The sequence below is a fragment of the Paenibacillus sp. J22P277 genome (assembly GCF_059383675.1).
In genome coordinates, this window is record NZ_JBXENS010000014.1 from 53,128 (window position 1) to 67,896 (window position 14,769).

Below are 14,769 nucleotides of genomic sequence, written 5' to 3' on the forward strand. Positions count from 1 at the left end.
CGCGGTCTCAAATCCTTCTTGGCCTTCCAGGTGATCCACTTTATCTAACTGTGCCTCGCAATTCGGGTATCTCTGCTCGAGTGCAAGGTTGCCGGAACGGCAGGCTTCCAATGTGTGCACTGGCCAAATGCAAATACAGTCCATTTCAATATCATGACAATCGCTCCTGTTCGCAGAGTCCTGCTTCATTGCTTGGTGCGGTCCAGATCAGGCGATCCATGACGCAGGTATACCGCGTGTTATTGACCAGTTCCCGCATTGCCGTACTATGCCCCCATGTCCGCTGCAGCTGAGCTTCATCAAAAGCCACGTCCCAGCGGCCATAGATCCCGACCAGCAAAATCGTGCCGTTCTTGTCCTTTGCGAAGACAACGTAAAACGTGCGCGGTCCTTTTTTGGGCAACTGGCTTCATCCTCTCGAATAGCATTAAGATGCTTTACTATCAACACCGTGAACATTCTGGTCCAAAGCCCTGCTGCCTTAAAATGAACCTACACACGGCTTAATCCTCGCCGGATAAAGCCATCTCTAAGCTCTTGCTGCAGCTCGTCGTATAGGGCTTCTAGTTGCTTGCGCGTCGTGCGCGCCAGCTGCTCCTTCATGACGGCTTCGGCTCTCTTTGCCACTTCCGTGCCGCTGACCATCAGCATTAGAACTGAAATGCTTCGAAGCATTTGCATTTTCGTTTTCAAGTTTCAATTCCCCCTCATCGTTTCGTTGGTGCAAACGTCTTCCCGGTCAGGCTGGCTGCCAGCGTCTTCAGACTCCGGCGCAGCCCCGTCGTCAAACAATCCAGGATGATCGGGTACCGGGTCCGCGAAATCCCCCCGTTGGAACAGGCGTGAAATAATCGCGGTACCGCCTACCGCTCCACAACTGGAACTCGTCCCAGGAACCGATCAAATACACGTAACCCAGGACCGTACCGCGTGCTGGGTCATAATAGAGAACCGTCGGCCGTCCTTCCGTAAACCCGCAAAAATCCTTCGAGATTAGCAGAAACTCTTGCATCGTCATGATGGGCATAATGCTCCATTCGTCGCCCGGCTCCGTTTGCTCGTCCCGGAACGCCTCCGCATCCCGAAAACCATGAACCACTAATTCCACAAGCCGATTGCTGTTCAAAACCGCGAATCTCATCATATTAGATCATCCTCCTACATGTAGTGGTGAATTGAGCTTCCCCCCATTCGGCAACGATTGCCGGTCTAGCCCGAGCGGCAATGAGTGGATTTCTTTAAGGTCTTGCCGGTGGTGCGCACAGGACGCCGCCGCTGGCGAACTGCGTGAAGAAGCTGATTTAGTTTTCAAGGAGCCAAACATTCGTATAACGAAGCCGTCAGAGCCATGATCACCGTATTCGGTTCTTGCCGTGCAAGGGTCTGCCCGCCAGGGCCGGCGATAGTAGATAAGCCGCCCTTGCACGGCAAGGTTCGATGCGGTTGGCTAGGATGACGGATTTCGTTATAACCCGAATGTGGGCCTTGAAACGTAACAGCTGCGGCTCGCCTGCGCCGGCTTCCCTCCCGCGCTGGCTGCCGTCCGCCCTTACTTCTTCGCTTTGCCCGCGGCTTTGCGGCATGCTGTCGCCAGACAGGATGCCGTGCTCCCGGCGTGGCCATGATTGAAACGCAGCGGCAGCGTAGTGGGAATGATGGCCGCGTGCCCTGCATCGGAACGCAAACGAGGTAAAGAGAAGCGATGGAACCTACCGGCTCTTAATCGGGCGCCTTTGCCCGAATTAGAGCCGGTCGTTCGCTCGGTCCTCCCGACTGATCGAGCTGCGGGATCCAAAGAGAATTCCGTTTTTTTGTGAAGTCGAAGCTGAAAAAGGACAAGATGAATGAAGAACGAATATATTGATGAATGGCTACGTCTGAGGGGGTAAACGTATCGTGGTAAGAGGCTGTACGATGGAAGATATGAACGTCTTCACTAAGTGGTAATAAAAGCAACTATGATTGGTGAAGGAACAGCCCAAGTTAAAGCATTTAAATCAAATGGCGATGTATTGGGCGTTTATACATTTATAGTTACAATTTAATCTGAAATAAACGCGGAGATAGTGGGGGAATCCAAAGTGGCGGTTGATATTGGGCTGCAATATTTGCTTGCTTGTCGTATTTTTTACTAACAGGAATAGCAATATTGAACGGTTCAGCTACCCCATTCATATAAACGGCTAAGGATAATTCAAACTTGTCAGGAAAAGGTTTACCTCCTTGATTATGCAGATCAGAAAATTCAACAATTGAAGAATCATCGTTGCGTATTCCATGCGATAACACAAATTTGTGGTAATCATTGCACTAACGGGAAACGATAGCACAACGAAAAGACCGCCTTAAAGATCGGCGGTCATGTAAAGCTAATAGTTAGATTCGATGTGCTTTTTTTAATTCAATTAGTCCAGTGAAGGACGGATCTTCCCTAACGTAATCCGCCAACCCGCAACGATCATTCTCCACACTGTGTATCCAATTGCACCGCCGAGAACGTTCAGGATGAGATCATCAACGTCGAAGAATCCGAGCCGTGCCCCGAGTTGGGTCAGCTCGATGACGAGACTGGCAATCAACGTCCAGGTGATGATTAATAAGAACCGCCGTACATGAACAAACAAGATCGGCAGTAGAAAACCTAGAGGAACGAAGAGCAAGACGTTGCCGAATAGATTAAAGAACCAAGTATCGAAATTGTAATGTTGGAAACCGTTGGCGTATTGCAGTATGCTGCGAAATGGAGTCAAGTTAGGATGAGGTGCCCATTGCAATATGTAACGGCGATCTTGAAGCCGCATCTGGTTCAAAAGCAGTTGGTAAACAACGACTATCGCATAAGCTGCGAAGACGCACCACGTCAAGGATTGCAGCCATTTGCGATTTGGTGATATCGCTTTGTTGATCAGTCCGCCTAACAAGCCCGATTCACCGAAATCGGCAATTGCCAGCTTAATCGCATGCGTATCTAGCGCGCCTTCTGCGACATAGCTCTTACGTAGTTGCTCCAGATGATCGAGGAACTCTTCGTACAGGTCATTCTTTGTTTCCGACGAAGCATCAACATTCTTAAGAATATGCGTTAAATATGTATCAAAGTCATTCATGCAAAGCCCGCCCTTCTGCACGATTGGATAAGTGAATGTACTTGATCCCAAGCTGCCAGTTTGTCGGTCAACTCCGCCCGTCCTATTTCCGTAAGCGTGTAGAATTTCCTCCGTCCGCTTACGTCGTTGTCGACCCAATAGGATCGAAGCAGTTCTTTGTTCTCAAGCCTTTTGAGTGCAGGATAGAGTGTCCCTTGGCTCATTTGATACGTATCTCGACTGAGAACTTTCAACTGCTGGACAATCTCGTAGCCGTAAGTATCCTTACGAGCTATAACGGAGAGCAGAAGTATGTCGATGCTGCCTTTCAAAATCTCTTTGTCCATGCCTTTCACCTCTTTTACATTGTATAACGACCTATGTCGTTATACAAGCGTCGGGATCATTTAATAGGCTAACTTCGTTCAACTAACGGGCAGTTTTAACTCCAACATATGGTAACATGCAGGAGAGATGGTCCCATAAGGAGGATAATACATGGATGAGTTCTACAAAAGTCTGCCTTACCAACTGAGTGAAAATGAATTACGGCAGTTATTTTATAATTTTTTAGCTACAGTAGATCGTTATCATCAAGACGGTGGGATTGAAGAAAAAAAATTAGCAGAGGGAGTTATTAACCTGCTTCAAGGACAAATAGATGCGAAGCGTAACCAAAAATTGCAGATAGATGCGCTCCAACGTTACGTCCATATTGTGTTTAGCCTCTCTGATGAAGGTTCGCTATTACTATCTCTCCATAAAGTCGGGAAACGGGAAGTGTGCCAGGTTTTGGCATTTAATGATGTGTTTTCAGTCGGGCCAATATCTGACTTGGATACAACAACTGGACAGGAGAAAAGGTTTCTTTGGATGATGGAACACGATAGTGATTACTCTTATAATCAACAGTCGAACCAAGAACATAAGCTTGAGAATATGATAACAGCAATAAGAAGCATTCCAGAAAATAAGCATATCGTCATTTGGTACGCGGACAATCCCCATGATCAAACAGGCTTACGTTTCGCAGTGCATTTGTTAAGAGAAAGAGAACAGCCGATTCATGTTGTAAATGTGACGGAGCTATTTAACGCTACAAGAATGCAAAACGTAGATGAGATTACTCCATACGCGAGTGGTTTAATCGACCGAGAACATTACCAGGCAATCGTTAGAAATTATTATGAAGGCATTCCTCTTAAACAAGACCAAAGAAGAAGGTACGAATCAGAATGGCTTATGCTCACGGGGCAAGATCATGTGCTTCGTTTGTGGGAAGAAGGTACAGTTAGAGGCAGTGATGAGAGTGCCCTAGATGCAGTGATTGTAAGGTCGGTGATAGAACTGGAACACAAACAAGATGAGCATGGATTTATTAAAGCAGGAAGTGTCCTAATAAGGTTTTATAAAATATCGCAACAACTCGTAGGATATTCGTTTCTAACCTATAGAATCTGGATCTTAATCAACCAAGGAATTCTGGCATTTAGAGGGCTACCGGGAGCTCCGCATCAGTTTTCCGTTAAATTAGGTACCCATAGGTTAAGCTAACGGGCACGAGATTGCTCAATGCTGAAGTGCTGCCGTGTGACAGCACTCCTTACGCTAACAGGCTATACTTGGTACTAAACGGTGGATGTTGAAGTTGCCCCACTTTCTTATAGGGAGGATCCAGCGGACATATTTCTAATGGGAGATAAAAAGCTGGCTCTTCAAAAGAAGAGTTTCCGTTTATTATGACAATAATTTTTTGAAGTCATTTTGTTGTCTAGCCTCAGATTTATTACTTTTGCTGCTTTGGTACAATTGGATCAATTCATCGAATGTGAAATTATATTTCCTCCCAAGTTCCGTCGCTCTCTTTCTAAATTCAGTTAACTTTAACTCGTTTGTGTCCTTGCAGAATGTATTAATCAAATTCGATGTAGCCGTATACACTTCCTCATTAAATGCCTCCGTCACCTCATTTATTAATCCATTGAAAACTTGAAGATACATACTCTGGATCAGCTGTACTTCTTGATCGATTTCTTTTTGATGTGTTTTGGAACCCATATTATCATGTACGCGATAATTAACTAAATCCTCGTGCAAATAATAAAATTCATAATGCGGTAGTAAGCGGAGCCACATTTCGTAGTCATGGGCGTAGCGAAGATTCTCATCAAAAAAACCAATACTTGAGAAGACATCAGACTTAATTAATACAGATGATCCATTGATTATGCAGCCTCTTATCAATGTTGCAGCTAAATACTTTTTATGGGGAAAGTTCATTCCATTTAAACCTTTTATTAAATTATTCTGGGGATCGATTAATACATAAGAAGTGTGACTAAAGCGTCCATTGTTCTTTAATAAGCTAGACATTTGTTTACTGATTTTTTCTGGATGGAAATAATCGTCGGAACTTAACCAAGCAATGTATTCTCCATTTGCATTAATTATACCTGTATTTAGTGCTGTTGCAGTTCCGCCATTTTCTTTTTCGATGTATTTAATGCAAATAAGGTTTTAACAGAGATTCATTCTTAGTTGATCCGTCATTAACCAAAACAATTTCAATGTTATCATACGTTTGATTAAGAACACTTTGGAGAGCTTGATTGACGAATGGGCAATTATAAAAAGGGATAACGACCGAAACTAAAGGCGCCACTGTGCACCCTCCTCACACAAATAAATTTCAACATGTTATATTATATGAATTGTCATTAGATGGTGTACGGGACACTAAACTAACGGGCAGCATAGTTCTAAAATATGGTATAATTGGTTGCGATATAGATACCTTGGACAGGCATAGAAGGACTACCATGCAATGAGGTGCTAAGTTGAAACTGAAAGTTATATTAATATTAAGTATTTTTAGTGCTTTAATTATCTTTATAATTGTCAATAATTTATCTAAAATCAACAATGTAAAACCAAATAGTGATCAGAAGGCTCCTGCTTTTGAATTAACTGCACTTGATGGTGAAACCTACAAAGTTAATGGGCAACGAAATAAAATGTTACTAATAAATTTCTGGGCTTCTTGGTGTTGGCCTTGTGAAAAGGAAGCTCCGGTATTACAAGAGATATACAAGAAGTATGGAGACCAGATAGAAATTTATTCTGTAAATTCTACAAAGTATGATAAAGAACGTGATGCACGTGAATTTGTAAAAAGTCAGAACTTAGAATTCCCGATTCTAATGGATCGCCAAGGAAAGGTTTCGGATCTATACAAGGTTCATACTTTTCCTCAAAACTTTATGGAATACTAAGAGAAATTACTTCACAGGTCACTCTGAAGACAATAGAAAAATTTATTGATAAATGGAGTAATTGATCGAATGACATTTCGATGAGAGGCTCATACAGCGTATAGGGTGGATAAAATGAATGTTATTTCTAAGAAACGAGATTAAGCTACCGGGTACGATTGTTGAACAAACAAAACTCGAAGGTATTCGGCTAGGATGTTCGACTGCCTTTGTTCAATTAACGGGCTAGTGAGTAGCATTATAAAGAGATGTCACAATTCGTGTATTAATTGGGAATACTTCAAGAGAGAACGATGTAGTCCTTTAAAAGGAGTGGTCTCTTGAATCGTTTTTCAAAATGGGTAATTGTGGTGTCATGTTTGATAATTGGTCCGTTCATCTTGTTGCTCTGCATATATCTGATTTCAGTTACAATAGATGTGAAAACCGCAGAGAAGAGTGCCAAGACTTTTTTTACAGAATTAGTAACTGGCGAATACTTAGAAGCCTCTGGTCATTTGCAGCTCCTAAAGAGAAATGGGCAAAGCAGTTAGATGAGATGCGTAAGGATGGTTTTTATCCCATTTCATTTCAAAATTTGGATGTTGATTTTGATGATGCCTGCGCATGTACTGGCCACGTGGATATGACATTCTTGGAAAACGGGAATGAAATTACATATGAGGACATTATCTTTACTCTCGGGAGTGGAAAGAAGATTAGCCAGGTGTGTATTTTTGAAGGGAATACGTACTCAAATGTTTGGGATAAAGTAAGTTGTCATTATTGACTTAATCAAAGTTCAAATAGTGAACAGCCTTAACAGCAGAGGTCAATCGGCGGGCAGCTTTCTCAATTACCGGGAAGGATGATACAACTATATGTTGACGCCGTGCTCTTTGCATCTGCCTGCAGCTTCTTATCCAGCCGGCAGGCTGGCGGAGCTATGCGATCGTGCTGAGTTTGACCACGATTTTCAACTTTAGAGGAAAATGTAGTTGGCTTTCATCTTGAGGCCATCGCGACCGCGATGGCTTCCTTTACGTGTTATTCTCTTGAACAATCAAAGGCCAGCGAATAGCTGGGCAACCTTTTCCGGACGCCGGACGGAAAAAACCAGCTCCCTGACCGCTTAATAAGCGAGTCTCGGGCGCTGGCGAAGATTCAGCCTCATAATCGCTTGACGAATGACATTCGCGATCGCATTCGTAAGAGCGATCGGTACGCCGTTCGCGACTTGTTGCTGCCGTGCACCTAGTGATCCGTGAAAAACAAAGGCATCCGGAACGCCCTGGATCCGGGCACATTCGCGAACGGACAGTGCTCGGTCCTCTTCCGGGTGGAGAAGCATTGCTTTTTTCGGATTGACAATCGTCACCGAAGGCATGTCCCAGCGCAGGCGCTTATATTGGTCACTGTGCTGGCCGGCTGGCCGAATAGCCTGCGGGATGTCGAACACGTTTCCGCCGGGTGGAACATTCTTAATGCGTTTAATCGTAATGGGTTTATGCTTCGAAACGTCCAGCTGATTGGGCGTCTGATTCGTCAGCCCAGCAAGCGCTTCTCGAACCGAGACGTGCCGACCGCCGTGCGTCGGTTCCGGTAAATCGATCCGTCCAATCTTGGAGCCAATGAAGATGGCTCGTTCACGGGCTTGGGGCGCGCCGTAATCAGCAGCGTTCAGCTTCCCGTAGGTGAGATCGAATGCAGACAGCTCATCCAGGATCTCTTCTTTAAACCGCCCGTCGCCGGCAGTCAGGATTTGAGGAACATTTTCCAGCAAGAAAATTTGGCAGTTGGCGTTCGCTTTCACGGCAGCGATAAATGCGCGCACCAGTCGGTTATTCGGATTATCGAGAAAACTGCTCTGCCGGTTGGCGTTGCTGAAGCCTTGGCACGGCGAGCCGCCGATCATCACCGGCGAAGTGAACTTGGCGAAATCGATCTTCGTGATATCTGCTTCATCAATGTGCTTCCCGATATTCGCGCGATAAGTCATGACCGCCTCGGGGTCCTTTTCGATCGCGTAGACAACGTCGAACCCGGATTGGATAAAGCCCAGGTCAAGCAATCCAGCCCCGCTGAACAGGCTATCCACGAGCAGTGGGAGGTGCAGGTTCTTAAGCGCCTGCTCAATATGCGTAAATGATGCACGGCGAAAGGACGTTGACGTCTGTTCGACCTCCGAGAAGTCAAAAGCAATTTGCTCATAGCCGCCGGCCACACGAGCCAGATCCTGTTTGGACAGGACAACCTCAAATTTCTTTTTGACCTGAAGCAAATCCGTGATGTCCCGGACCTTTTGCTTGGATGGCGTGAACTGCCTGACCAAACGCTCTGTTTGGGACAGCAGCGTCTCGGTCTGCTCGAGATAGCCGCTAACGACGATCTGCTCATTGAAAATCTCGACCTGTAGGTAATCGCAGCCTTGGAAGGCACCTAGTGCTTCCTTATTCCGGATGTCTAAAACCGGCCGCACCGCATCACGCTTCGAAACGGTGTTGCCCTCCTCACTCGGCAGAATAACGATCTTCCGATTGGCGTTGTCGATGACGTATGTATAACGCGTGCCGGGTTGGAAGACGGTTTCGCGCAACTGCCGGTCCTGCAGGTAAATGCCGCGCGTGGAAAGCTTGGCGTTTCTCGATTTAATTAACATGGGCAACTGCTCCTTCTAGGTGAATTAGGATGCGTCCGAAACAATAGTCGCGCCTTGAAATTCGCATGCCGGCCAGCAGATAACGTCCCGTGTGCCGGGTTCCCAAAACACCAGCTCGTCCTCGTACCACTCCGCGTTGTAGCCATAGCCGCGAAACTGCAGGCGGTGCCTCTCCCCTTCTGAATCCTCCACCATGTAAATGTGGTTTTGCACCAGCCGCTTATAGTTCGTGATTGTCATTCGTCTCCGACCTCCTGGTTTATGAAATAGACTTGCGGCCCATCAGCTTGCCGCTTGGCAAACGAATACCAAAGAGCGTTTTGAAAAAACGCGGCCCGATCGCCATCTAGGGGTCCCCACGCGGCGCGTAAGCGTCGTGCTGGGGGTAGATGGCTCGATGCGTCAAGGGGTCGTGGAATACCGACCGTCAGGGAGGCTATGCCGCGAAAGCCCCTTGACCACCGGAGGGATTTGGTAGCGTCAAGCAGAGCGGCAGGCGTTGCCAAAAAAAGGCCGCCGTTCTTGGCGCCAGCCGAGAACGTACCTCCTTTCATCTCTTGCGTCCCTTCGGAGTTTGACGAAGCAAACGCGGAGTCAATCTTCGGACCTCATCTTAGCAGGACATGATTGAAACAGAGCGATCGCGGAGTGGAAATGATGGCCTATGCCTGGCTTCGGAACGCAAACGAGGAATGGAGGAGCAATGGAACCTACCGGGCCTTGGCCGGGCCGAGTTTGCCTGGCGTAGAGCCGGTCGTTCGCTTGCTCCTCCCGACTGAACGAGCTGGGGGATCAAAAAGATACACAGAGAATGAGTATGGGATCTTTGATGAGCAAGCATATCTTCTCTCCGACTCGGCCGCTGCTCACCACAAATCACCTAACACTATTCCTCCTGCCGCCGAACAGCAGTAGCAACTAGACGTCATGAACGATAAGCAGGAGAGCCGAACGATCCGCCAAACGGACGAAAAACGAAAAAGACCCGTTAAACTCGCGGGACCTGCAGGTTCATGACCTAATTGTCCGGTGAAAATAAAATCTGAGGTTGAACAATAAAATAAAACGGGAGGTGCGCTATTGCGCAGATGAAAGGGCGGATTAGCAGAATAAGATTGGTAAAGAGTCGCGGAGTAAATTTAAGAAGAGAGGAGTGTCTGTACACGTGGAAACGTTCGGCAGAGGGTGTCTATGGCTCATTCTTGGCGTTCTCGGAATGGTGGTACTGGCCTTTATCACCCAGAGTACGATCAACATTCCCTGGTTCATATTCATCCCAATCGTGATCCTCGTCTTCTGGATGGCTTCAAAGAAAAACAAAAAATAAGAAGATCATCGAAGGAGAATAGTAGCAGCTACCGCCGGCAGAGTGAAGTAATGAAACCAACCAGGTCTTGCCCAGATCGAGGTTACCTGGCTTAGAGCCAGTCATCCTCTTGGTCCTCGCGATTAAACGAGCTGGGGGATTAATGGCCAGGGTTATATAGTGGTCAAACCGATAATCTAACTCGCTTTGGAACGAAAGCGACAGCGCTCTACTTGCAGAAAAAGGCTATCCGAATGGTCCGAATAGCCACCACGAAGCCGGTTTCATTGGCTTCGGAATATAAAGAAGGAACAACAAAAGAACAACCGAGAATGAAAACCTAAATATAATCGAAGGTTACTAATCAAGTAATAACGACATCGGAATAGCCCGCGAATATATTCTGGGTACCCACCGGTTGTGTAGATAGCCAAACACCAATATACCCGCCGGGCGGTACGCTCGCGATCGAGATATAATCGCCGATTAAAGGAACAGGAACCATGGAGTTGCCGTTCGGGTTGAACGATTGGTTCGTGATGCGCGTATTCGTGAAGCTTGCCCCGCCGTTGATGGATCTGGCGACGTACACGTCCAGATCGAAGCCGTTGATCTGATTGCTGTAATAGATGACGTTGACGACGCCCGTGAGCGGATCGACGTCGATATCCGGGAAGAAGTTCTGCGTGCCGGCCGGCGCACCCGTAATGCTGACCGGACTCGACCACATGCCCGTACTCGGCGAGCGCTTCGACATGAAAATATCGGCATAGCCCTGCCGGTTATCCTGCCAGATCGTGTATAGCGTGTCGGTAAATGGGCCGACGGAACGGTCCGCGGAGATGGCGGCGAACGTGAGCACCCGGAAGTTATAGCCAACGACGGGCAGCGGCGAAGGCACGGGAACGACGTTCGAGACCACGGCAGCCGGCGAGAATGTCGTGCCCCCGTCAAAAGACGGCCGAACGACCAACTCGAAGATCGGATTGACGGTAACCCAGGCGGCATAGACGGTCCCGACCAAATCGACCGTGATATCCGGACGCTCGACCTGGTTGGATTCGCTCGACAGCAGAATCGGCTGATCCCAGGTCGTGGAACCGTTTCGTATGCGTTGGATGAAGGCCGTGGAGTTCCCGCCGTTCGCGACGTTGAATTGATGGTTGTAGCTGATGTACGTATTACCGAGGTACGGGCTCGATTGCGAGGTATCGACATAGACGTTGGTTTCGTCGTTGTTGATATACGTTCCGTACCCCGGCGCGACGATGACGGGAGGGCTGAACGTCGCTCCGTTATCCGTCGATGTGTAGGCTACGGTCGTGCCGGATTCCCCGCCCGGAAATACATGTGCGGTGACGACAAAGATGTTTGGAAATCCGTACGAGACGACGGGCGCCTCCGCTCCCGTGAAGCCCGCGGGCAGAGGCAGCAGGCTGTTCGCCCAACTGAAGCCGCCGTCCAACGAACGGTAAAGCCCAATCAGCGGCACGCCCGTCGTCGTATCGACCGCGACGGAAACCATGATGCCGGTAATCAGCAGGTTGACGGCGACGCTCGGCTCGAACTTCGGATTGCCGTTCGGCGTGACTTGAAAGTTGAAATTAGTCATTATTCCCCTCCTTTGTATCCTCACTTCTATGTAGTCTATACACGCTTCTAAATAACGGTTTGTATAGTTGTCCGTACTATGCGGGAAAAGTACTGTTTAGATTACAATCCATCAGCACCGCTAAAAAACAATCCTCAGAAGGGCATCTCGCATAAATAGTGATCAAGCTCTTGTCAATTACAAATAACAAGAACTTGATCCCATTCCCCTACTCCACCAGTTTTTCGGCTCTCACCAACAACTCTTGCAGGACACCCGCGACTTGGCTTCGCTTATTCAACGAGAGCTGCCGGATGCGTCTGATCGATTGCTTATAGGCTTCAACGTTTTGTGGGCGATAAAACTGCTTCGCGGCAAGTCTTAATGTCCGACGAAGTAAAAGTGCCGATGAACGCGTAGATTTCATCCGCATACCTCTGCGAAGAGTACGCAACGTATTTTTATACTTCTCGAGATCCTCCGATGGCGGGCAGAGAATGAATAAGTTGACGGCAGAATCATTGAATCCGTGGCAATCAAACATGATTCGTAAGTTCTCCAAATTGACCTGATTGCCGCGAAAGGAAGTCGGGTGTTCCTGATGGTAGCCGACGACTTCTTTAATCGGTAGAAAAGAAAGCTTCAGGCGATGGAGCCGGTAGCCGAGTTCCCAATCTTCGAGTCCATAGAGTACAAACCGCTCATTAAAGCCTTTGACGCGGGTCAAATACCTGCGCCTAACCGCCACGCAGCGCGTGACGAACAGCATCCATGGCGCCACGTCGGTTCGGGCGAATTGATCGATCACGGCCGGAGGAATTCGCCGCGGAATGAGGACTCTCGACAGTTTGTCGGTTTGATGGATTAAATCTGTGGGGGTAACGAGTGGCAATACTTCAGTGGCATTTTCAAATTCTGGTTTCCATATACCCGTAGGTCCGATCGTGCTATGAAATTGCAACTGTTCCTCGGGGGAGAAGTCAGGGTGGTAGTGCGTATAGGCATCATCCATGGAGTGCGGAGTCCCTGACAGGACGGCATTCGGGTGTTTGCGGTGATAACGGCTTATCGTACTTAGAAAATGAGGCAGCACCAGGAAATCAACATCACAGAAAATGACATAACGGCCTTTCGCCTGACGTAATCCTAGGTTTCTGACAGCCGAACGGCCGCGCTGCTCAGGCTGGGTGACATAGATGAGACGATAAGAAGCCTGAAATTGCTGGACCATCTGCTGGGTTCCATCGGTAGAACCGTCATCAGCAACGATGACTTCCATAAGATGCTTTGGATAGGATTGTATCTCAAACGCAACGAGCGTAAGCAGCAGTTGCTGGACGCGGTTAAAGGTAGGAATAATGATGCTATAACGGGCAACCACAGGAATCGCTTCCTTTCTGAATAGCATACAAGACACTATATGCATCCCATTCAGCTTGGCATAGACATCAGTTTATAATGCTTCATTAGTAGGAAGGTTGTACAAACTTCCCGTTAACGTTACAAAGGGCTGCCAGATTGGCAGCCCTCATAATTGAACGATCGTACCCGTTAGTCATAATGAACGAGGCGGCCCCATTCGCTTAACGTAGGTGGGCAGATTTGCGCAACATTGTTGTCTTCGAAGAAAATTCAGATTTCCACTTGAAAAATCACACTTGATTAATCTCGTTGAGGCGAATTCTTCAACTTGTTGTCGTCGTGGAACGAAACCATTTTCGTAATCGAGAACGCGCCGCATAGTCAACACCTAATTTCCCTGCGTTAGCGCCTGCTGCGAGTATTATGAATCCAAGCAGCACCATCCATGGGTTATTGCTGACAGAACCTGCAAACATGTACATAAAGTTCATCAATACACCGAAAAAGGCCGCCGTTATAGTCAAACAGCCAAGGGTTAAACCCACCCCAACCAAAAATTCTCCCCATGGGACGATTAGGTTGAACATTTGGATATTTGGTAATGCAACATGTTTTAAGAATGTCACATAGTCCGGATAGATCAATTTATTTATTGCGGAATCCAGTACAGGCTTTGCTATCGCTCCATTAATAAAACCGCTGGCGTCAAATGCTTTCGCGGCGGTGAGCTTGCCCCAACCTGACGTCATCCACCTCCATCCGGCATACAAACGAATTAGCGTCAACAGCATTGCAGCGTACCTGTTCTCCCTTATCCATTTCATCAAAATTAATCCACCTCTATTCTATTATTGTGCTATATTTTTCTCTCTATCATAGATAACGACGCATTCACAAAATCGGTTTGTCCAGATAAATTCCAATTTTTATAGAACGCCAGGTTTGCAGGTCGAAACCTTGAAGCTCTGACCACGCCCGGGGCTCCTCCGTTCTGTACCACTCGCTTGAACGCGAGCCGAAGGTTGTTCCCTTCGAGCATTCGCTTCAGCAGATCGTTTTGGTCTTTGCGAGCGGAGGGGCGATTTGTGCCGGCGAAGAACTCGGCGCTTCTGCATGCCCTGGCTGCTTCACCGGTATGAAACACCGAATATGGTTGGTGCCCGTTGAAAGCTTCAAAAGAAATACGTTGATATGTATGTATCCAAGCTCCGATTTTTAAAAAATAACCGCTGCCTAATAATTTGGCAGCGTTATTTTTTATTTCGGATATGGGGTTAAGGATATAAGTTCTTGTCTTTTATGGATGTAAGTTATTGTCTTTTACGGATGTAAGTTATTGTATTTTATGGATATAGGTACAAATCGTGATGACAGCCATGAAGTCGTGCATGCTTAACCTCTCTTCAAGTTCATTTCTCTATTCTCTCATTCTCCTCTCAAAGACAAGACAACGTTGGGTCCAAAATGGTTATTTCATAGATTCCTTCCTTCCGCTTGCTGCTAGAGCAAGCCCA

The 14,769-nt window shown here is 47.2% G+C and carries 15 protein-coding genes; 3 read left to right on the forward strand and 12 right to left on the reverse strand.

Going from position 1 to position 14,769, the window contains the following annotated elements; all coding sequences use genetic code 11:
• Window positions 1-151 precede the first annotated feature (151 nt).
• The 5 genes from AC50YL_RS34505 to AC50YL_RS34525 all read right to left on the reverse strand — a co-directional run bounded on the left by AC50YL_RS34505 (window position 152) and on the right by AC50YL_RS34525 (window position 3,433).
• A complete protein-coding gene (locus AC50YL_RS34505; protein ID WP_494837906.1) occupies window positions 152-403 on the reverse strand; it encodes a hypothetical protein in 252 nt (83 codons plus the stop codon).
• An 89-nt stretch (window positions 404-492) separates the two neighbouring features.
• Complete coding sequence (locus AC50YL_RS34510) at window positions 493-693, reverse strand: hypothetical protein (protein WP_494837907.1); 201 nt, start codon at window positions 691-693, stop codon at window positions 493-495.
• 91 nt (window positions 694-784) lie between these two features.
• A complete protein-coding gene (locus AC50YL_RS34515; RefSeq protein WP_494837908.1) occupies window positions 785-1,144 on the reverse strand; it encodes a hypothetical protein in 360 nt (119 codons plus the stop codon).
• A 1,261-nt stretch (window positions 1,145-2,405) separates the two neighbouring features.
• Window positions 2,406-3,107 carry a VanZ family protein gene (locus AC50YL_RS34520; protein ID WP_494837909.1) on the reverse strand — a complete coding sequence of 234 codons (702 nt, stop codon included), beginning with the start codon at window positions 3,105-3,107 and terminating at the stop codon, window positions 2,406-2,408.
• The gene (locus tag AC50YL_RS34525) at window positions 3,104-3,433 is read right to left on the reverse strand and encodes a PadR family transcriptional regulator (protein WP_494837910.1); all 330 of its coding nucleotides are present in this window, start codon (window positions 3,431-3,433) and stop codon (window positions 3,104-3,106) included. Before AC50YL_RS34525 ends, AC50YL_RS34520 begins: the two co-directional genes overlap by 4 nt.
• Window positions 3,434-3,584: 151 nt before the next feature.
• On the opposite strand from AC50YL_RS34525, the gene AC50YL_RS34530 reads away from it, so the two are divergent.
• Window positions 3,585-4,640 carry a DUF1835 domain-containing protein gene (locus AC50YL_RS34530; protein ID WP_494837911.1) on the forward strand — a complete coding sequence of 352 codons (1,056 nt, stop codon included), beginning with the start codon at window positions 3,585-3,587 and terminating at the stop codon, window positions 4,638-4,640.
• A gap of 183 nt (window positions 4,641-4,823) precedes the next feature.
• Here AC50YL_RS34530 and AC50YL_RS34535 read toward each other — a convergent pair whose 3' ends face one another.
• Together AC50YL_RS34535 and AC50YL_RS34540 are read right to left on the reverse strand one after the other, a co-directional pair.
• On the reverse strand, window positions 4,824-5,597 hold the full coding sequence (locus AC50YL_RS34535; protein WP_494837964.1) for a glycosyltransferase: 774 nt from the start codon (window positions 5,595-5,597) through the stop codon (window positions 4,824-4,826).
• Window positions 5,587-5,748, reverse strand: coding sequence for a glycosyltransferase family 2 protein (locus tag AC50YL_RS34540; RefSeq protein ID WP_494837912.1), 162 nt, complete (start codon window positions 5,746-5,748; stop codon window positions 5,587-5,589). The genes AC50YL_RS34535 and AC50YL_RS34540 overlap by 11 nt, the downstream gene beginning before the upstream one ends.
• 175 nt (window positions 5,749-5,923) lie before the next feature.
• Here AC50YL_RS34540 and AC50YL_RS34545 point away from each other — a divergent pair, with 175 nt between their 5' ends.
• Both AC50YL_RS34545 and AC50YL_RS34550 read left to right on the forward strand, forming a co-directional pair.
• A complete protein-coding gene (locus AC50YL_RS34545) occupies window positions 5,924-6,358 on the forward strand; it encodes a TlpA disulfide reductase family protein (protein ID WP_494837913.1) in 435 nt (144 codons plus the stop codon).
• A gap of 355 nt (window positions 6,359-6,713) precedes the next feature.
• A complete protein-coding gene (locus AC50YL_RS34550) occupies window positions 6,714-7,127 on the forward strand; it encodes a hypothetical protein (protein ID WP_494837914.1) in 414 nt (137 codons plus the stop codon).
• A 342-nt stretch (window positions 7,128-7,469) separates the two neighbouring features.
• Here the strand turns inward: AC50YL_RS34550 and AC50YL_RS34555 are convergent, their stop codons facing one another.
• The 5 genes from AC50YL_RS34555 to AC50YL_RS34575 all read right to left on the reverse strand — a co-directional run bounded on the left by AC50YL_RS34555 (window position 7,470) and on the right by AC50YL_RS34575 (window position 14,079).
• Window positions 7,470-8,996, reverse strand: coding sequence for a DNA cytosine methyltransferase (locus tag AC50YL_RS34555; RefSeq protein ID WP_494837915.1), 1,527 nt, complete (start codon window positions 8,994-8,996; stop codon window positions 7,470-7,472).
• A gap of 24 nt (window positions 8,997-9,020) precedes the next feature.
• Window positions 9,021-9,236, reverse strand: coding sequence for a hypothetical protein (locus AC50YL_RS34560; RefSeq protein ID WP_494837916.1), 216 nt, complete (start codon window positions 9,234-9,236; stop codon window positions 9,021-9,023).
• A gap of 1,430 nt (window positions 9,237-10,666) precedes the next feature.
• Window positions 10,667-11,914, reverse strand: a complete 1,248-nt coding sequence (locus AC50YL_RS34565) for an exo-alpha-sialidase (RefSeq protein WP_494837917.1) — start codon at window positions 11,912-11,914, stop codon at window positions 10,667-10,669.
• 208 nt (window positions 11,915-12,122) lie between these two features.
• Entirely contained in the window at window positions 12,123-13,274 is a 1,152-nt protein-coding gene (locus AC50YL_RS34570; RefSeq protein ID WP_494837918.1) for a glycosyltransferase family 2 protein, read from the reverse strand.
• Window positions 13,275-13,578: 304 nt separating this feature from the next.
• Window positions 13,579-14,079, reverse strand: coding sequence for a DoxX family membrane protein (locus tag AC50YL_RS34575; RefSeq protein WP_494837965.1), 501 nt, complete (start codon window positions 14,077-14,079; stop codon window positions 13,579-13,581).
• Window positions 14,080-14,769: the final 690 nt, after the last annotated feature.